Origin of the sequence: Agrobacterium vacciniicorymbosi (assembly GCF_040427045.1) — a bacterium.
Taxonomy (GTDB): domain Bacteria; phylum Pseudomonadota; class Alphaproteobacteria; order Rhizobiales; family Rhizobiaceae; genus Agrobacterium.
The window spans coordinates 172,635-195,575 of record NZ_JBETMF010000005.1 but is presented as its reverse complement, the minus strand read 5'-3'; the positions used below and the strand labels follow the sequence as shown (position 1 = coordinate 195,575).

The 22,941-nt window shown below is 56.6% G+C and carries 23 protein-coding genes; 8 read left to right on the top strand and 15 right to left on the bottom strand.

The features are described from left to right. Positions 1-80 precede the first annotated feature (80 nt). The 14 genes from ABUK73_RS10160 to ABUK73_RS10095 form a co-directional block, all read right to left on the bottom strand. The gene (locus tag ABUK73_RS10160; protein ID WP_353577173.1) at positions 81-1,586 is read right to left on the bottom strand and encodes an ABC transporter substrate-binding protein; all 1,506 of its coding nucleotides are present in this window, start codon (positions 1,584-1,586) and stop codon (positions 81-83) included. 156 nt (positions 1,587-1,742) lie between these two features. Beyond that, positions 1,743-2,321 (bottom strand): peroxidase-related enzyme, encoded by a 579-nt coding sequence (locus ABUK73_RS10155; protein WP_353577172.1) that lies wholly within the window; start codon positions 2,319-2,321, stop codon positions 1,743-1,745. Then, positions 2,318-2,809 carry a CMD domain-containing protein gene (locus ABUK73_RS10150; protein ID WP_353577171.1) on the bottom strand — a complete coding sequence of 164 codons (492 nt, stop codon included), beginning with the start codon at positions 2,807-2,809 and terminating at the stop codon, positions 2,318-2,320. Before ABUK73_RS10150 ends, ABUK73_RS10155 begins: the two co-directional genes overlap by 4 nt. 11 nt (positions 2,810-2,820) lie before the next feature. Further along, a complete protein-coding gene (locus ABUK73_RS10145; protein WP_353577170.1) occupies positions 2,821-5,082 on the bottom strand; it encodes a molybdopterin-dependent oxidoreductase in 2,262 nt (753 codons plus the stop codon). Between the two features lie 3 nt (positions 5,083-5,085). After that, positions 5,086-6,018, bottom strand: a complete 933-nt coding sequence (locus tag ABUK73_RS10140; RefSeq protein ID WP_353577169.1) for an ABC transporter ATP-binding protein — start codon at positions 6,016-6,018, stop codon at positions 5,086-5,088. Next, positions 6,015-7,025, bottom strand: a complete 1,011-nt coding sequence (locus ABUK73_RS10135) for an ABC transporter ATP-binding protein (RefSeq protein ID WP_353577168.1) — start codon at positions 7,023-7,025, stop codon at positions 6,015-6,017. The genes ABUK73_RS10140 and ABUK73_RS10135 overlap by 4 nt, the downstream gene beginning before the upstream one ends. A gap of 9 nt (positions 7,026-7,034) precedes the next feature. Then, on the bottom strand, positions 7,035-8,219 hold the full coding sequence (locus tag ABUK73_RS10130) for a M24 family metallopeptidase (RefSeq protein ID WP_353577167.1): 1,185 nt from the start codon (positions 8,217-8,219) through the stop codon (positions 7,035-7,037). Next, positions 8,216-9,073 (bottom strand): ABC transporter permease, encoded by an 858-nt coding sequence (locus ABUK73_RS10125; RefSeq protein ID WP_113086685.1) that lies wholly within the window; start codon positions 9,071-9,073, stop codon positions 8,216-8,218. The genes ABUK73_RS10130 and ABUK73_RS10125 overlap by 4 nt, the downstream gene beginning before the upstream one ends. An 11-nt stretch (positions 9,074-9,084) precedes the next feature. Then, positions 9,085-10,002: an ABC transporter permease gene (locus ABUK73_RS10120; RefSeq protein WP_353577166.1), complete on the bottom strand. Its 918-nt coding sequence runs from the start codon at positions 10,000-10,002 to the stop codon at positions 9,085-9,087. Between the two features lie 34 nt (positions 10,003-10,036). Beyond that, positions 10,037-11,539 (bottom strand): NAD(P)/FAD-dependent oxidoreductase, encoded by a 1,503-nt coding sequence (locus ABUK73_RS10115; protein WP_353577165.1) that lies wholly within the window; start codon positions 11,537-11,539, stop codon positions 10,037-10,039. After that, positions 11,523-12,494, bottom strand: a complete 972-nt coding sequence (locus ABUK73_RS10110; protein WP_353577283.1) for a LysR family transcriptional regulator — start codon at positions 12,492-12,494, stop codon at positions 11,523-11,525. The genes ABUK73_RS10115 and ABUK73_RS10110 overlap by 17 nt, the downstream gene beginning before the upstream one ends. Before the next feature lie 512 nt (positions 12,495-13,006). Further along, on the bottom strand, positions 13,007-13,441 hold the full coding sequence (locus ABUK73_RS10105) for a pyridoxamine 5'-phosphate oxidase family protein (RefSeq protein ID WP_353577164.1): 435 nt from the start codon (positions 13,439-13,441) through the stop codon (positions 13,007-13,009). A 112-nt stretch (positions 13,442-13,553) separates the two neighbouring features. Further along, positions 13,554-14,192: a DUF1109 domain-containing protein gene (locus ABUK73_RS10100; RefSeq protein WP_353577282.1), complete on the bottom strand. Its 639-nt coding sequence runs from the start codon at positions 14,190-14,192 to the stop codon at positions 13,554-13,556. Between the two features lies 1 nt (position 14,193). Further along, the gene (locus ABUK73_RS10095; RefSeq protein ID WP_353577163.1) at positions 14,194-14,742 is read right to left on the bottom strand and encodes a sigma-70 family RNA polymerase sigma factor; all 549 of its coding nucleotides are present in this window, start codon (positions 14,740-14,742) and stop codon (positions 14,194-14,196) included. A 191-nt stretch (positions 14,743-14,933) separates the two neighbouring features. On the opposite strand from ABUK73_RS10095, the gene ABUK73_RS10090 reads away from it, so the two are divergent. From ABUK73_RS10090 to ABUK73_RS10075, 4 genes are all read left to right on the top strand, one after another. Further along, positions 14,934-15,197, top strand: coding sequence for a pentapeptide MXKDX repeat protein (locus ABUK73_RS10090; protein WP_353577162.1), 264 nt, complete (start codon positions 14,934-14,936; stop codon positions 15,195-15,197). Between the two features lie 70 nt (positions 15,198-15,267). Beyond that, entirely contained in the window at positions 15,268-16,110 is an 843-nt protein-coding gene (locus tag ABUK73_RS10085; RefSeq protein ID WP_353577161.1) for a cytochrome b/b6 domain-containing protein, read from the top strand. Further along, positions 16,107-16,883, top strand: a complete 777-nt coding sequence (locus ABUK73_RS10080; RefSeq protein ID WP_353577160.1) for a molybdopterin-binding protein — start codon at positions 16,107-16,109, stop codon at positions 16,881-16,883. The genes ABUK73_RS10085 and ABUK73_RS10080 overlap by 4 nt, the downstream gene beginning before the upstream one ends. A 106-nt stretch (positions 16,884-16,989) precedes the next feature. Beyond that, positions 16,990-17,619: a hypothetical protein gene (locus ABUK73_RS10075; protein WP_454892354.1), complete on the top strand. Its 630-nt coding sequence runs from the start codon at positions 16,990-16,992 to the stop codon at positions 17,617-17,619. A gap of 217 nt (positions 17,620-17,836) precedes the next feature. Here ABUK73_RS10075 and ABUK73_RS10070 read toward each other — a convergent pair whose 3' ends face one another. After that, positions 17,837-18,745: a mandelate racemase/muconate lactonizing enzyme family protein gene (locus ABUK73_RS10070; protein WP_353577159.1), complete on the bottom strand. Its 909-nt coding sequence runs from the start codon at positions 18,743-18,745 to the stop codon at positions 17,837-17,839. Here ABUK73_RS10070 and ABUK73_RS10065 point away from each other — a divergent pair. From ABUK73_RS10065 to ABUK73_RS10050, 4 genes are all read left to right on the top strand, one after another. After that, positions 18,740-19,750 carry a GntR family transcriptional regulator gene (locus ABUK73_RS10065; protein WP_353577158.1) on the top strand — a complete coding sequence of 337 codons (1,011 nt, stop codon included), beginning with the start codon at positions 18,740-18,742 and terminating at the stop codon, positions 19,748-19,750. The two genes, ABUK73_RS10070 and ABUK73_RS10065, sit on opposite strands and share 6 nt — an antisense overlap. Positions 19,751-19,863: 113 nt before the next feature. Beyond that, positions 19,864-21,102: an ABC transporter substrate-binding protein gene (locus ABUK73_RS10060; RefSeq protein WP_353577157.1), complete on the top strand. Its 1,239-nt coding sequence runs from the start codon at positions 19,864-19,866 to the stop codon at positions 21,100-21,102. Between the two features lie 71 nt (positions 21,103-21,173). Further along, entirely contained in the window at positions 21,174-22,091 is a 918-nt protein-coding gene (locus tag ABUK73_RS10055) for a carbohydrate ABC transporter permease (RefSeq protein WP_353577156.1), read from the top strand. Between the two features lie 3 nt (positions 22,092-22,094). Then, positions 22,095-22,940: a carbohydrate ABC transporter permease gene (locus ABUK73_RS10050; protein ID WP_353577155.1), complete on the top strand. Its 846-nt coding sequence runs from the start codon at positions 22,095-22,097 to the stop codon at positions 22,938-22,940. Position 22,941: the final 1 nt, after the last annotated feature.

The window sequence follows — 22,941 nt, the reverse complement described above, 5'->3', positions numbered from 1 at the left end:
ATTCTCGGGAAAAATAGAGAGGCCGCAAATTTGGCGGTGAGGCGGCACTTCGCACAGCAGGGCGCGAAGTGCCGGTTCCGTTAGTTTGCCGCTGGCTTCATGTCGAAGGCGCGAACCCAATCGTCACCGCGGGCCGCCCAGGTGATCTTTTTCGACATGCCATAGGTGGTCGGTTGCGTGTAAAGGAAGAGGGCAGGGGCGTCATCACACATGATTTCGGTTGCCTTTTTATAGGCTTCCAGCCGCTTGGTCTTGTCCATGGTCGAGCGGCCATCGGCCAGCGCTTTGCCAAAATCGGCGTTGTTCCAATAGGCGTACATGTTACCCGGTGCAAAAAGCGTCAGAAGGCCATCGGCATCAATGGTCGGCCATGCCTGGCTCAGCAGGCTCATTCGGCCCAGGTCCTTTGCCTTTAGATATTTGTCCATATAGGTGCTGAACTGCATCTCGGTGATCTTGGTCTTCACGCCAATCTCTTCCAACTGGCTCGCAACCGCCTGAACAACTTCTTCACCGTTCAAATAGGTGCCCGTGGGAACTTCCAATTCGATTGGCTCTGCTGGCGCCCCACCTGCTTTTTCCAGCAGCTCAGCTGCCTTGTCGGGATCATACGGATAAGCCTTGAGGTCTGGATTGAATCCGAAATAGCTTTTCGACGTCACCTGGCAATGTGCGACTTCCGCCTGATCGTTGAAAATAGCCTTGACGATGCCTTCCTTATCGACGGCGTAGTTCAGCGCCTGGCGCAACAGCTTGTTATCAAGCGGGGCTTTCAGCGTGTTGAATTTGATGAACACGGTGCGCGTGCTCGGCACAGCGCCCGCCTGTGCGTTACCACTGGTCTTGATGCGCTCGATCTCGGTGGTCGGGATTGAATTGATGAAATCGACTTCACCGGCCAAAAGGGCTGCAACACGACTTGCCGCATCTGGAATGACACGAATGATGTATTTGTCGAAGGCTGGCTTTTCGCCCCAGTATTTGGGATTGGCTTCGAGCGTGATGCTGTCACCGGCCTTGACCGACGATATCACATAAGGTCCGCCCGACGTGGTCTCTGTCGCCGGTTTGTGTTCGGCGGCCCATTTGGGCGGCAGCAGGAAGAACATCGACAGTTGGTCGATCAATGCCGGGTAAGGCGAGCTGGTTTTGATCTCGATTTCTGTCGGGCTGACGACCTTGACGTCGCTGATCAGCGTGAACCATGCCTTGATGCGAGCATTGACAGCCGGGTCGCGGACGCGGTCGAAATTCCACTTCACGGCTTCCGCATCGATCTTCTCACCGTCGTTGAAGCTGGCGTCGGAACGTAGCTTGATGCGCCAGGTCAGGTCATCAACATTGCTCCATTCCGTGGCAAGCGAAGGCGCGATCTTCAGATCGGGACCACGGAGAACCAGCGACGGATAGATGTGGCTGAGCAGGCTCAGATCCGTGCCGACCGAAGCCGTCATATGCGGATCGAACGTGTTCATCATATTCGTCACGGCAATCGTCAGCGTCTTTTCCTGCGCCAGCGCCGTGGATGAAATCAATGTGCTGATAGACAAGGCGGCAATCGCCGCCAAAGGCAGTTTACGTGTCATGTTCCGTCTCCTAATGACCTTGAATTATCTTGTCTTTTTCATGCCAGTCGTGCCTTCACAAGGAACCGGTTTTCCTCTTGCTCGTCTCCTTGAGAATAAGTATTTCGCATTTTCTGATATCGCGGCGGTGGCTATGCCACAGCCACATCTTTCAGATCACTTGGTGTCCACCGGCACCGAGTGACCGAGCGTATGCATCAACCTGTTGGCCCAGCCAAAAATCGCAGCCGAGTGAATAAGATCGACAATCTCGGATTTCGACATGCCGTGTTCGCGCAGTTTCTGGATCTGTTCCTTCGTCACCTGCGACGGCGTTTGCGACAGCGTTTTGCAGAAATCGACGATGGCTTTTGTCTTCTCGTCAAACGACCCATCAAGACCCCGGACATAGATTTCCTCGACCACTTCGTTGCGATCCGAAAGTTCGACGTAACGCCGCGCATGGACCGAAGCGCAATAGACGCAACGGTTGACGGCTGAGGCTACCAGCGCTCCCAATTCCCGTTCCGCGCGGTCCAGACCGCCCTTGGCGTACATAATGGCATTGAATAATTTTGTCCGTGCAACGTAGGATTCCGGATCATGTGCCAAGGTACGGACATAAGGCGATACCTTGGTGTTGGATGGCGTCACCTGCATGGCAGCCAGCTGTTCTTCCGTTGCCGTCGCGACATCGACCGGCTCGATATAAGGCGACCACGATAGTGCTTTGACCTTGAAACGCGCGCCGCTCATGCAACCTCTCCCAAGGCTTCGAGACCCACAATGACGCGGGCTTCAAAATTGACGAAGGCAATCAACTCGGAAAGCGCGATGATCTGCGGATTGCTCATGCCTGCCGCTTTCAGCGCTTCGATATCTGCTCTGGTGTTTTCGCGCGGTGTCTTGGTGACGAGATCGACGTGACGTAGAACAGCCCGCAGAAAACCATCAGCATCGACCGGGAGGTCTGCGCCACCGGCGATGCCAGACAGAAGTGGCGTGGCACCAGTCTGAATCAACATTTCATCATAGGCTTTTCCCAGATCGTTGTGCCCCAGGAAACGAGCCATTCGGGCAGCAAGTGCTGCGCGCAGCGCGTGGCCGAGATCGAAACCGTGTACCGGTGTTAAAACCGTTTGACGGCAAAGCTCGGTGCCATCAACGAAATCCGACCGTTCCCGGCGAATTTGATACAGTTCCGAGTCCGGCGTGATACCGGATAAACGATCGATCTGATCCATGTTCTCAGTCCTCATGTTGTCACCTGTCCGATCCGTCTCCACAGACGAACCGAGATTAGACAGGAATTGGGCGCGGTAGCCTGCGACAAAGTAGAGGCAGGCGCGATGTCGGTGAGCGCATTCGGATTTCCACCCTGGTCGATGCCATCGGCACCGGGGGAATACCAACTGCCAGTCGCTAGTACGGCCACGCCTTGCATCAACCCGGCATCCACGACCAGCGCAGCGATCACCCGACCGCGGTCATTATAAAGCTCGCAAAGGTCGCCATCACACAAGCTCAGGCTGGCGGCATCGGCAGCGCTCAGCGAAAACCGTTCAAAACCATGACGTTTTGCGTTCTGACTGACTGATCCATATTCCAGCTGGCTGTGAAGCCGGTGCGCCGGTTGAGGGGACAGCAGATGCAATCCGTGCTTTGTGGCAAGTGGTGCACCAAGCCATTCCGCAGGCGGAATCCACGCCGGATGGCCCGGCATGTCGTCATATCCGAATGCCGCAATCGTTTTCGAGCCAATCTCGATACGACCACTCGGCGTCTTCAGCGGTGCCGAGCCGGGATCACGGGTGAACCGACGGAAATGATTTGCTGGAGCCGGTGCATCCTCCCCCTCGTCGAGAGCGGCAAAGCCACGCATACGGAAGCTTGGGAAATCAGGGAGTTCCGGATAACGATCCCGATACCCTTCGTAGATTTTTGCCAGCCACTCCTCGATGGTCAGTCCGCAATCGAACTGCTGGCGAAAGCCCAAATGGTCGGCAACGAGGCAGTAGAATTCATGATCGCTCAGAACGTCGGCGGGTGGGTCCATCACCCGGCGACTGTAGATCAGCCAATTATCGCGCGAGGATGCGGCGATGTCGTCGCGTTCGAACGGAAGGGCGGATGGCAATACGATATCGGCCATCTTCGCTGTCGCTGTCCACATCGGTTCGGAAACGATGATGGTTTCGGGCTTGTGAAACGCCCTTCTCAGCCGGTTGAGGTCCTGATGATGATGGAAGGGATTGCCCCCTGCCCACCAGACCAACCTGATATCCGGCAGAGAGAGAACCTGCCCGTCATAATCCATTGTTCCGCCGGGATTTTCGAGAAGCTCGGTAATCCGCGCGACGGGAATATAGTGATCAACCGGATTACGGCCCTGATCGAAAGCCGGACCTTTCAGACGCCGGACAGGCTGGCCGACGGAGTTTACGGCCGTTAAGCCAAAGGCAAAGCCGCAGCCTGCCTTACCGACATGGCCCGCCATGCATGCAAGTGCAATTGCCGACCAGAACGGTTGCTCGCCGGACTGCGACCGCTGCAGCGACCACGCGACATTGATGAGGCTCGGTCGAGCATGCAGGCTTTGGGCGATTGCCACAATCGTGTCAGTGGGCACGCCCGAAATTGACGAGGCCCATGCGGCATCCTTGACCACGCCATCGATTTCGCCGGTCAGATATGTTTCAAGTTCCGAAAATCCGACTGTGCAGCGTATCAGGAAATTGCGGTCCAGAAGGCCTTGCGTGAGGAGGGTATGGCACATGCCGAGCATGACCGCCGCATCGGTATTGGGGCGAAGCGGGATATGCCGGACGTTTACCCCGGCCGGTGCATCGTTTGCTACGGGGCTGAAGATGACGAACTCGACGCCCTTTTCCTGGCAGCGCTTCAGCCATTCCGTGGCGCGGTGGCTGCCGGTCCCGCCCGCTTCCACCTGTGCATTGGTCAGGCGGAAGCCGCCGAACGCGACCAGCAGGTCGCAATGATCGGCAATGTCGTTCCAAGACGGCGACGTATCGCAGGCATCCTTGTAATCGGCGCCGAGCACATGTGGCAGCAGCACCCCGGCTGCTCCATAGGAATAGGTATTGACCGAGGAGGTGAAGCCACCAGCAAGATTGAGCAGGCGCTTGAGCTGGCTTTGTGCATGGTGGAAACGGCCAGCACTTGCCCAGCCATAGGAGCCACCAAAGATCGCCTGATTACCATGAGTGGATGATACGCGTCGGACCTCGTTGGCGACCAGAGACGCCGCCTGATCCCAGCCAACCTCTACGAATTCATCATCGCCGCGCAGTTGCCCAGTGCCAGCCAGCGGGCCGCGTTCCAGCCATGACTTGCGTACCATTGGTGTGCGAACCCGCTGCGGATGATCAGCCAGCGCCAGATAGCCGAACCCCATTTCCGACGGGTCGGGATCATGTCGGAATGGGAGGAGGCAGAGTTTGCCAAGCGCATCCGGGCCGACTTCATAAGTACCGAAATGCGTGGCGAACAGGTGCATCGCTTAGCCCCGCAACACGAAGTGACCGCCGCCGAGTGGCTGTAGTTCTGCGGTTTCGGAGGGTAAGTGTGTGCTGACGTCGAAAACCAACGGCTTGCGACCGCGCTCGATATCGGGATCAGGCACCGGAATAGCTGACAGCAGCGCCTGCGTGTAAGGATGTTGCGGGTTTTCGAAGATCGCTTCACACGGCCCGATCTCGACAATACGGCCACGCAACATGACGGCGACGCGGTGGCAAAGATAACGGATCATCGATAGATCATGGGCGATGAACAGATACGTCAGCCCCAACTCATCCTGCAAATCCTGAAACAGATTGACGATCTGCGCCTGGATCGACACATCGAGTGCCGTAATCGGCTCATCGGCAACGATGAAAGCTGGGTCTAGCGCGATTGCGCGAGCGATGTTCACGCGCTGGCGCTGCCCGCCGGAAAATTCGTGCGGGTATCGTTTCATGAAAGACGGATCAAGACCGACTTTCCTGAAGAGATTTGCAACTCGATCCTGTCTTTCGCTACGATTACCGCTCAGACCGTGCACGTCGAGAGGTTCGGCCACGAACTCGCCGACCGTCATGCGCGGATTGAGCGAGGCATACGGATCCTGAAAGATGATCTGCATGTCACGCCGGTAAGGCTTCAGCATCGACTTGGAAAGGCCTGTAATGTTCTGGCCTTTGAAAAGAATGTCACCGCCGCTTGGCGCTTCCAGTTGGAGGAGAACGCGGCCGGTCGTGCTTTTACCGGAGCCGGATTCGCCGACGAGACCAAGCGTTTCGCCCGGAGCAATGTCGAAGCTGACATTGTTCACCGCCTTCAATAACGGCGCATTACCACCCAGAAAACGTTTTTCGCCGCCATAGATCTTGCTCAGATGATGAACGGAGACGAGCGGCTGCGCGGCGGGCGAAAAAACCTGCATGTCAGTCATGGCTGGGCCTCCTGCTTAGCTAGCTCAGCTCTCAGATCGTACCAGGCTGCGACCTTGTGGCCGGGCACACTGCCGACAACATCGACCAACGGTGGCACCTGTTCGAAGCAGCGCGGCGTGGAGAAGGGATTGCGCGGTGCAAAAGGATCGCCGACTGGCGGCTTGCTCATGTCGGGCGGATTGCCAGGGATTTGATAGAGCCTGTTGACGCCGCGCTTACCGCCATGCGGCAGTGATCTCAGAAGGCCCCAGGTATAGGCGCTACGCGGATCGTGGAAGACAGGACGAACCGGGCCGCGTTCCATGATGCGGCCTCCATACATGACCTGAACCGTATCGGCGAGGCCGGCAACAACGCCCATATCATGCGTGATCCAGATAACGGTCGTACCGATGCGGCGCTTCAGATCCCGCACCAGATCGAGGATTTGTGCCTGTACGGTGACATCCAGAGCGGTCGTTGCCTCGTCGGCGATCAGCAGTTTTGGATTGCAGGATATGCCGATAGCAATCATCACCCGCTGCCGCATACCGCCTGAAAACTCGTGCGGGTACTGTTTCGCCCGGCGCGCGGCATCGGGAATGCCGACCAGTTCGAGCAGTTCGACAACGCGGTCGCGTGCGGTCCTTGCCGACATTCCAAAATGCCTGCGCAGCGGTTCGGCGATCTGGCGCTCGATGGTCAGCACCGGGTTGAGCGACGTCATCGGGTCCTGAAAAACAAAGCCGATCTCTCGCCCGCGCACTTCGAACAGTTCGCGTTTCGACAGCGTCAGCAGGTTGCGGCCTTTAAACAGAACCTCTCCGTCAACGATACGACCGGGTGGCGAGGCGATCAGCCCGACCATGGATAGCGCATGCACGCTTTTGCCCGAACCGGACTCGCCGACAATGCCCAGCGTCTCGCCTTCTTCCAGCGTATAGGAGACGTCATTGACGGCATGCACCGTGCCTGATGGTGTGTCGAATGCGACAGTCAGATTGCGGACTTCGAGCAATGGCGCCATGTGTGCCCCTCAGACCTCCAGATAACCGCCAGCGGAGCGCGTCAGATATTCGCGTCCGTCGTCGGTGATGAGAACGGTGTCGGAAATCTGCGTGGCGCAAACGCCGGGAACGCGGATATTCGGCTCGAATGTGAAAAGCATGCCGGGCTCAAGCACCAGCGTCGAAGCGGCATCGAGCGAGGAATGCTCATGCGCGCCAAGACCTATTCCGTGACCGATGCGGCCCGGAATATTGGCACCATAGCCCCGCGCCTTTAGACCTTCGCGGGTCTTTTCAAACAATTCCTTGTAAGGGGTGCCGGGTCTGATCAGCCGATCGACCTCATCGCGAATTTCCAGAATGGCGTCGAGCGCACGACGGTTGGCATCTGGCAATGAACCCATGGCGATGGTCCGCTCATTCTCCGCGTGAATGCCATTGGCAATCGTCCAGATCAGAACGGAGACTGCTTCACCGCGCTGTGGCTTGCGTTGAGTGGGATTATCACAGTTAAAGAACATGCGAGGGCCAGACAGAACCCAGGTGGCCATGCCGTTCTGGACGCCGCCTTCCAGTGAACCAAAATCGGCAACCTCGACATCCGGATATTCCGAAGCCCAGAGTTTGTTCATCTCGTGCATGGAGGCGATGGCGACTTCGCGCTCGTTTCCACCTGCGGCCAGAACGGACACAGCCGTATCCATGCCGTGGTCAGCGACACGCGCGGCAATGCGGGCATGCGCAATCTCGTCCGGGTCCTTTATCAGGCGGCAATGGTCGATCAGGTGGCTGGCATCGGCGAAATTCGAATCTGGCAGCGCCGCCCGCAGTTGCTTCATGCGCTGGATCGAGATGAATTCTTCTTCAATGCCAACAGTTTTTCCGGCAAGCCCGAGGTCACTGAGAATGGAGGCCAGCGCGTCCTGCCAGTTCGGGCCCATCGTCACCTTGGTGGACCAGGATCCATAAAGACGAATATCTGGAACCCAGGCGCTGGCGCGGCCATGGTCGTCGCGAAGTGCATGGACGAGCATGATCGGATCATGATCGCGCGTCAGGATGGCGATAACCGGATGTGAATAAATGATCGGGTTGAAGCCTGTGAAATAAAAGCTGTTTTCCGGCTTGAAGGACACGATCACGTCGATGTCGTGTTTCGCCATCTCAGCTTTCAGACGACCGACGCGCGGTGGCAGGGCGGAAGTTTGGATCATCGCATAGTCCTCAATTTCGGATCAAAATAGTCGCGCAGCCAGTCACCCAAAAGGTTGATGCTGAGCACGGTCAGCACGATGGCAACACCGGGGAAGGTGACGATCCACCAGGCGGTCGAGATATAGACTCTGCCATCGGCAAGCATTCGGCCCCAGCTTGGGTTGGGCGGTTGTATGCCGAGACCGAGGAAAGAAAGCGCCGCGTCCATGATGATGATACGGGCCAGTTCCAGAGTTGCGATCACCAGTACCGGCGTCATGACATTGGGCAGAAGATGCTTGATCATGATGCGCCAGGTGCCAGCGCCGATCGCGTGGGCGGATAGAATGAATTCGCGCTCGCGCAGGGCCAGAACCTGACCGCGGATGATGCGGGCGTAACGGAGCCAACTTGTCAGCGCAAGAACGATGATCAGGTTCCGTGTCGATGGCCCGAGTGCGGCCACGACCAGCAGCGCAAGCAGCATCAGCGGCAAAGCCAACTGAATATCGACGACGCGCATCAGAATGCGGTCGACGATGCCACGATAATAACCGGCAACGATGCCGAGCAGCGTTCCGACGATGCCGCCAAGCACGACCGAAGCTGCAGCAATCGCCAGCGTGATGCGGCTGCCGTGAATGATACGGGAAAGAACATCGCGACCGAGCTCGTCGGTGCCGAGCGGGTGGGCACCGGGTGAGAAAATGCCCGTCCATGTGGGTTCAGCCATGCGGGCGACCAGATTTGACCGCGTCGGCGACGGCAGGCCAAGATAAGGCGCAAACACCGCTGCCAGTACGAACACGACCACCAGTATGAAACCGAACAGACCGGCGCGGCTTTTGAGGAGAGCGAAGAAAAAGGATTTCATGGCATCGCTCCCTATCGCCGACGAATACGCGGATCGAGAACACCGTAAAGGAGATCGACCAGCAGGTTGACGATGATGAAGATTGCGGCGATCAGCGCGACACCGGCCTGGATGACCGGAAAGTCCTGAGACTGGATGGCCTGCATAATGACGCGGCCAACACCTGGCCAAGCGAACACAGTTTCGATGACAACCGAGCCGCCGAGCAACTCGCCGGCAATGATGCCGATCATCGTGACGACCGGGATCAGCGCGTTACGGGCGATATGCCAGAAGAACACGGTCCTTGGCAGGAGGCCCTTCGCCCTTGCCGTTCGGACGTAGTCCTCCCGCATGATGTCGAGCAGGGAGGAGCGCAGCAAACGCGCGATAGAAGCGGAAACGAAAACGGAAAGCGTCACCCCGGGGAGAACCAGATGAGCCCATGTTCCGGCACCACCGGTCGGCAGCCAGCCAAGATCGACTGCAAAGATCAAGATCAACATGATACCGAGCCAAAAGACGGGCGTCGCCTGACCCAGCAAAGCAGCCACCATGACGATGAATTCCGAAAGCGTTCCTCGCTTGAGCGCCGCGATTGCACCGCAAACCGCACCGATAATCGAGCCGAACACCAAAGCGGTACTGGCCAAAAGCGCCGTATCAGGCATACGTTCCAGCACGATCTCCAGCGCTGGCCGTCCCTGCTGAAAAGACATGCCAAAATCACCGCGCAGCATTGACAGAAGCGAGACGAAATACTGTTCGATGATCGGTCGATCCAGGCCGAGCGAAGCGCGGATCGTATCGATATCCTGCTGGCTTGCACCGACCGGCACCAGCAACACTGCGGGATCACCCAGAACGCGACTGACGAAAAACACGATCGTCACCACACCCCAGATGGCAAGGGTTGCTTCAGCCAGCTTGACGAGAAGGTAACGGCTCACGGCGTCCCTCCCACTGATGCGGTTCTGGCTAACCTCATTCCGCTGCACCTTTCGTCAAGGTCGGGATCAGTTCGGAGGAATCTGTCCATTCGTCACCCTGCAACTCCGGTGTCTGATAGGCGACCAGATTATCAAAATGGGTCTGACGATCGGCAACGAAGAGGCTGCGGGCAATACCGCGCGCCAGTCGGCGTCCGCCATCGCTAACCGCCGGAATATCGCCCGACAGCTTGCCATGGCTAAGCGAAGCCGGGTAATTGAAGCAATGAAGCAGGCGCAGAGCCGGGCTGCTTCCCGGTACTTTTTCGGTGAACTCAAAATCTGGACCGAGATATGGCGAGGTTGCCAGTTCGCCATTTTCCATGCCGGTTTCAGGCTCAAACACATCGCTCCAGAAGCGTATCTGCGAAGCGAAATTCTTCAGTTCAGGTCGCTCGGCAAGATCGACATTGAAGCCAGTTGCGAAAATCAGAAAATCATAGCGCATGTCGCCGCGAGCGGTTTCCAGAACCACGAGGTCGCCGTCTTCGCGTGCACCATTCACGCCTGTACCGAGAAAGAAGCGGCCGTTTGGGTGACGCGACACGCGCAGCGTGGAGTCGCGTGGCGGTGGCGTCTGGGCGCCGAGTGTGTGTTGCAGAAACTTCCACTTCCAGTCATCGCTCAAGCCAGCAAAGCCGTGCACGACACCCTGGCTGGAAATTCCCGTGAACTTGTTGATGCGCGGAAGATCCTTACGGCGGATGATCATGTCCACGCCTGCTGCACCCGCCTCAAGCGCGGTCGCAGCGTTGTCCATCGCCGAGGCTCCTGCGCCAACGACAGCGATGCGCTTGCCCTTCAGCGCGGCAAAATCGATATCATCTGCCGAATGCGCCCAGAAGCGATGGTCAAGCTTTTCTACGAAGGGCGGTACGTAACCGCTGCCTAGACCGTCACGGCCGGTCGCCAGCACAACATGCCGTGCGTACAGACGTTCTGTCGAGCTGCTGTCCATATCATTCGCGGTCACTGCGATCAGGGCGTCGCCGATAGGTTCGAGGTCGCTCACGGAAATGCGGTTGCGGACAGGAAGGCCGAGCACCTTGCGATACCAAACCAGATAATCCATCCATTGGCCCTTGGGGATTTTGCCGAGCACATCCCAGGCATCAGCGCCAAACTGTGCAACATACCAGGCACGAAAGGTCAGCGACGGCAGGCCAATGGCAGGGCCGGTCAGTTGCTTTGGAGAGCGCAGTGTCTCCATGCGTGCATAGGTAATCCATGGACCTTCAAACCCTTCTGGTGAGCGGTCCAGACAAATCACGTTTCGAATGCCCAGCATTTTCAGCGAGGCCGTAGCGACCAGTCCGCACATGCCCGCGCCGATCACTACGGTATCGTAAACACGCTGACCGTCATGTGTCGTCACCGGCACCCATTCCTTGGGCGGCAGTTCGAGCAAGGACAAGTCCTCGGCAAGTCTCTGTTCGAGATTGGTAAGACCAGTGACGGACGGACGGGGCTGCGCGTTCACGTCAAAACTCCTGTTCATGAGGATCGACACCAAAAGTGGCATCGGCAACACGTTCGAGATGCGCTGGATCATGCGCAACAAAACCGGGCATGCGGGCGGATGAAATGCGGATAATCAGTTGGATCAACTCGCGAGCGCTTTCAGGCAGTGGCTTCGATGCCGCAGAAAAAATGCCCCAGAGGAATGGAATGTCGACATCGAGAGGCTTGATCTCGATGTTTTTCAACTGCACGCCATATGCCGTCGCGGGCTCTACGATCGCGACGCCAAAACCGGTCGAGGCCAATTGCAGCGCGTTGATCGCTGCGTTCGTGTCGACCAGTCGAGCCGGCCGGACATTTGCGGCTGCCAAGGCCTGATTGACGCGACGCCGCAGCCGGAAAGGATTTGCCATGGTAATGACGCAGCGCTCTGCCAGATCGCTGATGGAAATCGTCTGCTTTTGGGCCAGCGGATCACTGCTCGATACAGCCGCAACGCAAGGCGACTGAAAAAGCCCATGAACTTCCAGACCGGGATGCTCGACGGGAAGCGATGCGACGCAAAAATCTGCGGTACGACCAAGAACCGATTGCACCGCAGCCTCTGCGGAAACACTGCGCAAATGCACGTTGCGCGGGGTGATGTTCTGCGACAGCTCTGCGAGTGCCAACGGCACGAGGCCACTTGCAAAGGCCGGAATTGCAGCGATCTCGATTGGCGACAGTTCTTCGGAGAGAATTGTCTTGGCCCGCTCCTGCAACTGGCCCATTCCACTCAGAAAACGCTCGGCCTCAGAATGAAAGGAAATCGCTTTGGGTGTTGGCGTAATTCTAGGTCCGTTACGCTCGAAAAGTGAGAAGCCAATTGAAGCTTCCAGCTCCTGTATTAGTCGCGTGACTTGAGACTGAGAACGGTCGAGCAATCGTCCAGCTGCTGTAATGCTGCCTGCCGACATAACTGCCAGAAACACTTCAAGCTGTTTGATTTCCATCATCGACCTATAATGCATATTTTGCAGCATTGGCTTCAATCAATTCAAATATTGCATGATCTGAAAAATATGCAATGATTATTTTTGCTCAATAATTGGGCTTTTTAGATCAATTTTTTGTTTTAGAAGGCGCTTTTGGAAAGTTCGTTCCGTCTTGTCAGGTCAAACGAAATGACCCTATGTTCAAGCACATTTCACACTGATCGTATGAGGGCGACCGTTCGAAGAATAGAGTGGAGTGATTGGTCTTCGTGGGAGAAGGTAGAATAAAGGACGGTCTTTATCCCGCGCCGCGACGTGCGCAGCGAGTTCACGCAGACTATGGGGTGCGTCTTCGTCTTACAGAAAAAGGGAGCACCCCAATGATGTAACCATAACGTGGAGTAGGCGGAAGCCATATGATGGCTCACTATATGAGCAATCTTTTAGTCCGCGCACTCTTGATAAAAATTCCCTTTTTTAGAGGCAAATTTACACAGACGTCGTCGCCTGTTTCAAACGGTCAAGCGATCTCACAAAGAGATTTGCCCTTCATCCTCGCCGTCCCAATATCGAATATTCTTGGCTTTGACGTGGATCATAACAACGCCCGGTGTTTCGATTCCATCAGGGAAATACCGGTCCAGGTCTTTTGTCCAATGGTCCGCAAATGTGGATTTGTCATCGATGAGCGTTGCTGATCCCTCGACAGTGAGGAACAGCGGCGAACCGCCCAGCATGCCGACCGCGCCTGTATAGGTCAGGCTGACATCGCTGTTTTCGTTGATTTCAGCAATTTTGCGCGACTGCTTGTAAGCGAAGAAATAGCTGTCTCCATCATACTCCACGTCGCCATTGTTGCTCATGGGGCGAGATGTAAGACTTCCAGCGTGGGAAGACGTCGTCAGCATCGCGAAATCAAGCTTCGCCATCTTTTTCGACAGGTCATGTAGGGTGAGTTCTGACATCATTGCTCCGGAGGTTCGGGTGAAGTGTCAAACCTAACCGCCGGATTTGCTGATAGTTCCGCTGCTCACGCGTAGCTCGTAGAAATAGCGTTATGTGTCTTGGCGGTCCCCGTCACCACCGCAACAGGTATCGTCCAAGAAGGCCGCCCACAAGTCCGCAGAGCAAAATACCGAGTGTGTACCATAGGGAGACGAAGGTCAGGCCGTTTTCAATGCAGCCCCAGCTGTAGACCCAGGCACCGATTGAACCTCCCGTCATGCCGGCAATGAGACCGGCGAGACGCGGGTGGGTGGGGGCGCCGCGCCGCAGGAACCAGAAGGTCGCTGCTATCAGCGGTGCACCGGTCGTCAGGATGATCAGCGGGCAAATCCAATAGGAAATTCCCATAATGAGCCTGCGATGCTCCTCAGGCGAGGACGCCGCGTTGAGCTGGATAATGCCGATTGCGAAGACAAGCCCATAGATGATCAGCGCCGGGAATGCTGCACCCACTGGTCTTCCACCGGGCCGCGCCACTTTCATCAACGCAATGACGCCAACAATCGACAGAAACAGCGGATACGCGGATTTCACCCAAAAAACGGGCAGCGAAATAGCGGTGGAAATGTCGGGCCTAAAACCGTGGCCGAGCAGGATGAATGCTGCTGATAGTGCCAGGCCCGGCAGGAGAGCAAGCGCCAGCAACCTGCCCAATGCGCCCTTGCGCACGGGCCGCAGGTCTCTCGCCAAGCCATCCATGAAATCATCCATCTTAGCCACGTTCGCCTCTCAATCTCGCAGCCAGTGCCTTGATACCTCGGTGGACACCGATCTTCACCATCGCTTCTGTCTTGCCACCGCTGGCGGCCGTTTCTGCGACCGAAAGGCCTTCCAGTCGCACCTGCCTGATCATCGTACCTTGCCATGCCGGGAGACTGGCCAGAAGCCGGTTCACATCCATGGTGGCCGATACCGCGTCCTCGCTATAGCCGTCCTCAATCTCCTCCACTGCCTCCAACCCAATGTGCGAACGGCGTCCGCTTCGTCGAAGATGATCCACCAGCTTGTGGCGGGCGATGGTGAAGAACCATGCCGTGAACGGCCGGTCTCGGTCATATGTTATGCGTCGCTGGTGCAGCGAAAGCAGTGCATCCTGCACCAGATCATCAACATCGGCAGAAGCGGAACGGCCAATCCGCCGGGCATAATAATTGCTCAGCAGATGCCGCAGCATATCGAGCAGACAGCGATATGCCGCCTCGTCTCCGTCGAGAGACAAGAGCATCAGCGCTTTCAGTTCGGACTCGGTCAGCTGCTTCATGTCGTTTCCGTCTCATACGGGCCTGCATAAAAACAGTTACACGCCTGCCGAAATAAAAGCGAGGAAGACCCGGGACAAGAAAACACGATCACATCGCCGTGATGACTGTAACCGCTTTTGCTGAATTCCGAATGATCTCCTGTGAACCACAGCCGTGGAGTGCGGCGGGCACATCAACTGGGAGAAACACAATGACCATTCGTCTTTTCAGCACTGCTGCCTTTGCAGCCCTTCTTGGCCTCTCGCTTGCGACCGGCGCGGCTCAGGCACAGACCAGCATGGACTCGATGAAGAAGCCCGATGCCATGAAAACCGACACGATGAGCAAAAATAGCATGAAGAACGACGGCATGAAGATGAGCAGTCGCAAGGCTAACTGCATGCACAAAGCGGGCATGGAAAAGAACAGCATGAAAAAATCCAACATGATGAAGTCCTGCGAGGCGATGAAATAACCTCTCGGCGCCCTCGCATGTTTGCGAGGGCGCCGCGTCAAGACCGACCCCGTCGTCATGAGGAATAGCCATGGACGCCTCCGCCAAGCCCGCTCCGACAACACGCATGCTCATCCGTCGCCATAGCCTGACCGTGCGCTTGTCACACTGGCTCAACGTGCTGTGCATGACGGTGCTCCTCTTCAGCGGCCTGCAAATATTCAACGCCCATCCGAGCCTTTATTGGGGCCAGTACGGTGCCGATAATGATCCTTCCTTCATCTCCATGGAGGCGGTCCAGGATGGTGATGCCGTCAAGGGCATGACTCACATCGGCGGCCTCTCCTTCAATACGACCGGTGTGCTTGGTGTTTCCAATGTCGATGGTGAGCCGACCGCCCGCGGTTTTCCCGCCTGGGCAACGCTGCCGAGTTATCAGGACCTTGCCACTGGCCGCCGTTGGCACTTCTTCTTTGCATGGCTGTTCGTTATCAACGGGCTGATCTATATGGCCTACGGCTTCATCGCCCGGCATTTCCGCCGTGACCTGCTGCCGCGTCGGGACGAGCTGACACCCGGCCATCTCGGACATGAGATTGCCGATCACGCGCGGCTGCGCTTCCCTAAAGGTGAGCAGGCTCGCCATTATAATGCGCTTCAAAAGCTCACCTATCTGCTGGTGATCTTTTTGCTGCTGCCGATGATGATCGGCACAGGCCTTACCATGTCTCCGGGGTTCGATGCTTTCGCGCCATGGCTGCTCGATCTGTTCGGTGGGCGGCAATCGGCACGCACGCTGCATTTCATTACCGCTAACGCACTTGTCGCCTTCGTTGTGGTGCATGTCGTCATGGTGCTGGTTTCCGGTGTCTTCAACAACATGCGTTCGATGATCACGGGCCGTTACGCCATTCAAGTGGAGCCGAAGCCATGAGCCGCCTCATTACTCGCCGCCGGTTTCTGATTGGCTCGACATTGACAGCCTCGGCGCTCGGCCTCAGCGGTTGCGATGCGCTTGTCGAAAATCCCAGTGTGCAACAGGCTTTACGCATGGCCGAGGGGCTGACGATGCGCACACAGCGCCTGTTGCTGGGGGATAATACGCTGGCCCGCGAATTCACCGTGGCGGACATCTCTCCGACTTTTCGCGCCAACGGCACCAGTATGCCCGATAGCCCGCAATATCAGGACCTGCTCTCCCAGAAATTCTCGCAATGGCAGCTGGACATCGGCGGTCTCGTCGAACGGCCAGCCAAATTGTCGCTCGCGGCGCTGAAGGCGATGCCATCGCGTACGCAGATCACCCGCCACGACTGCGTCGAAGGCTGGAGTGCCATCGGTCAGTGGACTGGCGTGCCGCTTGGCGCACTGCTGGACAAGGTGGGGTTGAAACCGGAAGCCCGCTACATCGTTTTCCACTGCGCGGACGAATACGAAAAATCCCTTGATGGCAGTGGCTGGTATTATGAAAGCATCGACCTTGTTGACGCTTTTCATCCTCAGACCATCCTCGCCCATTCCATGAACGGTCACGATCTGGAAGTACCGCATGGCGCGCCGCTCAGGCTGCGGGTCGAACGGCAGCTCGGTTACAAGCAGGCGAAATACCTCATGCGCATGGAAGCCGTCGCCGATCTCTCGGGCATCTATGGCGGGAATGGCGGCTTCTGGGAAGACCGCGGCTACGAGTGGTACGCCGGCATCTGATGTTCAACAGGCCGGCAGTATTTGCCGTCCCTTGTGAAAAACCGGTGGATTTCCAACCCGCATCTGCCGGTAGTTTGAAACGATAGGGCTCTGAAAGGAAGAAGATATGCTATCCATTTCCAAGATTGTTTCGAGAACCGGCACATCGGTCATCGCAGGCACGCTGTTGGCCATGTCTGCGGGCTTCGCCGCGCAGGCCGCCGATCAGGTGCGGGTTCGCGGTACCGTCGAAAGCTTCGAGGGCAAGACCCTGTCGGTCAAGACGCGCGAAGGCACGGACGCCAAGATCATGCTCAAGGATGACTGGAAAGTTTCAAGCGTTGCCAAGGCCTCGGTCGATGACATCAAGCCGGGCGATTTTGTCGGTATTGCTTCGATGCCAACGGCAAGCGGTGGTGACGGCGCGCTCGAAGTGCTGATTTTCCCTGCCGCCATGAAGGGCACCGGCGAAGGCAGCTACGCCTGGGATTTGAAGCCCAACAGCTCCATGACCAATGCCACCGTCGCCGATGCGGTTAAATCGGTCGATGGCCGCACCGTGACAGTCACCTATAAGGGCAAGGAAAAGAAGATTTCGATCCCTGACGGTACGCCGGTTGTTACATTCGCGCCTGCTACCGAAGCCGATCTCAAGGCAGGTGCCACCGTGTTCGTGCCATCTGAGAAGGCAGCCGATGGCTCCATGTCGAGCGGTCGTGTCGTCGTCGGCACCAATGGGGTAGTGCCACCTATGTAATTTTCAAACCGCAAAAAGTGGCGCCGCAATCCTGCGGCGCCACTGGCTCAATATGCCGTAGTTCGTGTGCTGACGATGGAATTCACGCGCGAATCCGACATCGATGTCCGAGAAAAATGTATCGTTGGGGCAGGCGGCCCAGAGCGCAAACCATCAAGGCGAAGGCTCTGTGAAGCGCGCCTGTTCAGCTAATGATTGTGCCCGTTGGGTTGGCTTTTCAAAGCAACCTTGGATCAATCGGAAGTCGACTATTTTTTGGCGCAGCACCAAGTTGTGATCTGTTTAGGCGCTTGGGTCTTGCCCATTCTTGTCTGGCTTCTTCAGAAAGTACGAGTCCATGTCCGGGTCTGTCGGGCGCGTAGGCATAGCCGTCGCGAATTTCGATGGGTGTTTCCACCAGATGATCGAAATTCTGGAAGGAATATTCCAGCCATTCGACCTCTGGAAGCGCTGTGGCCATATGGACGCCAACTTCGAGGAAGGTGTTGCCGAGGCTGATCGGTATGCCCATTTCTGCGGCAAGCCAGCCGATGCGCATGACATCCGTCACCTGCCCGTGCACATTGAGGAGGTCCGTACCATGGTTTTCGAGAAGGATGCGCTTTCCTGGCATGTCGAGATATTCGCCGCTGTTGATCTGGGTCCAGTTGACCGCATGACGCAGAGTGCGCAGGCCTTCGAAATCATGGCGCAGAATAGGGTCTTCGACCCAGAGCAGGTCGTGCCCGGCGTCGCGAATGGCGGTCAGCTTGACCAGCGCCTCTTTCGAGTTCCAGGCCTCGTTGGGATCGATCATGATCAGCGAACCTTTCGGTACTGATTGCTGGAGCAGATCGAGCCGCTTCAGATCACGACTGAAATCGGGATGGCCGACTTTGATCTTGAACGCCGTATATCCAATGCTGGCAGCATGAGAGAAGAGCGCACAGAATGCCTCATCGCTCAGGTGAAAATCAAGGCCGCTGGCATAGGCACGGACGCGATCACGTTTGCTTCCCAGTAACTGGTGCAGCGGCATGCCGGCCTGTTTGGCGGCGAGATCCCACAGCGCAACTTGCAGTGCTTCGTGGAACGGCAGCGAAAATGCGCGCTGGTTTCCGCCACGCGGTCGATTGACACGATGCACGAGGCCTATAGCTTTCTGGCCCTTGAGCGTTGGCCAAGCCTCGTTCTCAAAAACGGCCTCTATCTCTGCCTGATCGGGCAGTGGATGGAAAAGTGTCTGGATGAATCCGAGCCCAACTTCGCCAGTTTCGGAGATCAATTCCAGTGCGGCGACATTGGTGTCGTCAGCACGAACCTGGCTGTCTCCAATTACACGGTCGCGAGCAAACTGAAATCGCGTTATACGGAATTGAGTAATGGTCATGACGAGCTCTCTGATCGCTTAAAAACTTACACTGATCTATCAGAAAGGAATTTTTCTGTCATCATGAAAAAATCGTTCGAGCGGCAAAGTGCGAAATCAGGTGCCAGTGAAGCGAGTGCGCAACGTCTCAGCGATGTCGCCTACGAGAGAATTCTGGAAAGTCTTTTCGAGCGCAAGGTGCCCGTTGGCGCCTTCATTTCTCAAAACGAACTTTCGGTCATCGTCGATGTGCCGGTCGCGCCGTTGCGCGATGCGTTGCGGGTGCTGGAGGCGGAGGGCATTCTGACCATCCATCCACGCTCAGGAATTCAGTTCATTCGTCCGGGTCTCGAACTCACTCGCTCGACCTATCAGTTTCGCTCCATTGTTGAGCGCGCAGCCGTGCGTGTCTTTGCCGAAGAGGCCGACGAGAACATTACGAATGCCCTGGAAGTGCGGCATTCACGCCTTTTGCGGCGCGTCGAGCGGGATGGTATCGGCCCTGAGCAGCTTCTTGAAATGGATGCGCTTGAGCTGGATTTACACGGTGAAATCATCCATGCTTTGCGCAATCCGCTGATAGAGAGCGCGTACCGACGAATGCACAATTACCTGCGATTGCTACGGTTGGAGCGGAAGGTGACGGCGCCGATTCTGATCCGGACACTGAAAGAGCATCTCGATATTCTGGAGGCCTGCGGCACAAGAAATGCAGATGCGGCAGAGAAAGCCTTGCAGGCGCATTTTCAAGCTGCGATGCAGCGTAACCTCGGTCTTGTATGAATTAGCAATCATTAAATTCAGAAGCGTGGATGTGCGTTGTTGCAGAGCCTGAGAATTGGTGTTAGCGTTTACTGATCGATCAGATTGGGAGTCTGATATCTTGGGAGGTTTCGATGCATCTGAGCAAACGTGAATTTATGGCAGCAAGTGCAGTGCTGGCTTTTGCCGCGAGCCTGCGCAGCGCCAACGCAGCGACAGCAATCAATTATTGGCATCATTTCGCCAGCCAGTCGGAAATGGCAGGGTTGACCAAAATCATTCAGCTCTTTGCAGCTGCAAATCCAGATATCTCCGTAACGCAGGAAAGCATACCGAATTCGGAATATATGGCGAAAGTATCGTCTGCGGTGGTGGCGGGTGGTCGTCCTGACACCGGGATGGTTGTCGCCGAACGTTTTGCCGATCTGACGGCAATGGGCGCGCTTGTCGACATCAGCGAGCGGGTTAACAAGTGGGAAGGCAAGGCCAACCTGCCGGACAACCGCTGGGCCGGGATGTCGCATGATGGCGCTATCTACGCCGTGCCCGCCTATGCCTTCGTTGACTGGATGTATTATCGGAAAGATTATTTTGAAGAAGCAGGCATCTCGGCCCCGCCCAAAACCTTTGACGAGTTTCTGACGGTCTGCCGCAAGCTGACTGATCCCGCCAAGAACCGCTATGCATTTGGCATGCGCGGTGGCGCGGGCGCTTTCAAATACGTTATCGACGTGATGGAGGCCTTCGGCTCGCCGCTCGTCAAGGATGGGCAGGCCGCTATCGACAAGCCGGCGGCAGTCGAAGCGATTACCTTCTATGCCGACTTGTTCCGCAAAGAAAAGGTTGTTCCACCGAGCGCGCCAAACGATAGCTATCGCCAGATCATGGAAGGCTTCAGAACCGGACAGACGGCGATGATCTGGCACCATACCGGTTCGCTGATCGAAATTTCGACCGCGCTCAAACCCAACGTACAATTTGCCACCGCACCTATGCCGGCCGGTCCCAAGGCGCATATTGCGCGTGTTGCTTATGCTGGCAACGGTATCTTCAAGGAAGATAATGTCGAGGCGGCATGGAAGTGGATCAGCTTCTGGGGGCAGACCGATGCGGCCATTGCGCTTCTCGAAGCAACGGGTTACTTCCCCGCATCAACTGCCGCATTGAAAGACGAACGGATCACCGGAAATCCGATTTATGCTGCGGCAACGCAGACGCTGGAATTCGGGCGTTTGCCGAACAGCTTCGTCGGCGCAGCCGGATGGTCGGAAAATATCGTCAATCCAACATTCCAGTCGGTTTTGACAGGCCAGTTGACGCCAGAACAAGCCGTTGATCGCATGATCGAGGGACTTGAAGCTGCCCTTCGCTAATCTCGTTCAGGCGCGGTACGCCACAGCGTATCGCGCGCGCCAAGCAGGGACGGCGTCAGCGCCGCGTTTCAATGACCTCACATTCAAGACGCCATCCTTTTAGCAGTCTCGGAGAAATCTCGGAAACGCGTTACTGGGTGTATCTTCTTCTTCTGCCAAGCCTTCTGCTTCTGTTTCTCGTGGTGGCTTACCCGACGATCTATGGGTTTTTCATCAGTGTGCGCGAAATGCGCCTGACGCGACCAGCTCTCAATGGTTGGGTGGGGATGAAGCACTACGTCGCGATGATGTCGGATCGCGTTTTCTGGATTTCGCTGAAGAACACCGCGATCTGGGTTGTCGCAGCTGTAACGATCGAGATGGCACTCGGCTTCATCGCAGCCGTTGCGTTGAACCGTAATGTGCCGGGAACGAAGATTTTCGGTGTGCTCATTCTGCTTCCGTATTTCCTGCCGAATGTCGTGGCGGGGCATATGTGGGCGCTTCTTCTCGACCCACGGCTTGGTGTCATCAACGACATTCTCGTTCGGCTTGGGTTCCTGAGTGCTTACAAGGCCTGGTTTGCCGATCCCAACACCGCTCTCGCCGCAACCATTCTTGTCGAGGCATGGCACGGCTTTCCATTCTTTGCACTTCTGTTTCTGGCCGGTCTCAAAGGCATACCGGAGGATCTATACAAGGCCGCAGCCGTCGATGGTGCTGGCGCCTTCACGAAGTTCAGATTGATCACCGTGCCCATGCTGAAAACGGTCATCACTGCTGCGGTCATCCTGCGCGTCATCAGTCTCGTCAACTCGCCTGATCTCTTGCTGGTGCTGACAGGCGGTGGCCCCGGCAATGCCACGCAGGTCCTGTCGCTTTATGCGTTTCAGACGGCTTATCGCGACTTCAATTTCGGTTACGCAGGCGCGCTTTCCGTTGTGATGTTCTTCATCCTGATGGTCTTCGCAACGATTTACATCCGCCTGTCGCGCATAACGAAAGAATGAGCCATGTTTAAAAGCAATCGCAGCAGGCGAATGGCCGCCGACATTCTGACCTATGTCGTTCTGTTCACTCTGGCGGCCTTCTGCCTCGGCCCCATGGTCTGGATGTTTCTGACGTCTTTGAAGACAGAGGCCGATATCGTCACCTCCCAGATGCAATATATTCCACAGCACATCACGTTCGAAAACTATGTGGCGATCTGGACCCAATCGAACTTTCCGGTGCTGATTACCAACAGCCTTATCGTCACCACTGTTACCGTTGCCATCTGCGTCGTCACCGGCACGCTCGCCGCTTACGCCTTTTCGCGTCTGGTGTTTCGTGGCCGGAATAACATCATGCTGGGATATTTGCTCATTCGCATGTTCCCCGCGGTAATGATGATCATCCCGCTTTATGTCATGATGCGAACGGTTGGGTTGGTGGATAGCCGGTTTGGCCTGGCTCTCGCCTATACCAGCTTCCTGTTGCCGCTTTTCGTGTGGATGCTGAAGGGCTTTTTCGATGCCGCACCCAAGGAGCTTGAGAGTGCAGCGCGCATCGATGGATCGACGCGTCTCGGCGCCATGGTGCGCATCGTCCTGCCTTTGGCCAGAAACGGGCTCGTGGCAAGCTCCGTCTTCATCGCCATTGCCGCGTGGAACGAGTTCATCTTCGCTCTCATGCTAACAACAGGCCAAGGCTCTCGCACATGGCCCGTCGGGCTTCAGTTGATGGTGGGAGAGTTCCAACTTCCATGGGGCGTTCTGGCCGCAGGCGGCATCCTCAGCATTCTTCCCGTCATGCTTCTCTTTGCGATCGTCCAGCGGGCAATGGTTCAGGGGCTGACCGCCGGAGCCATCAAGGGCTAAA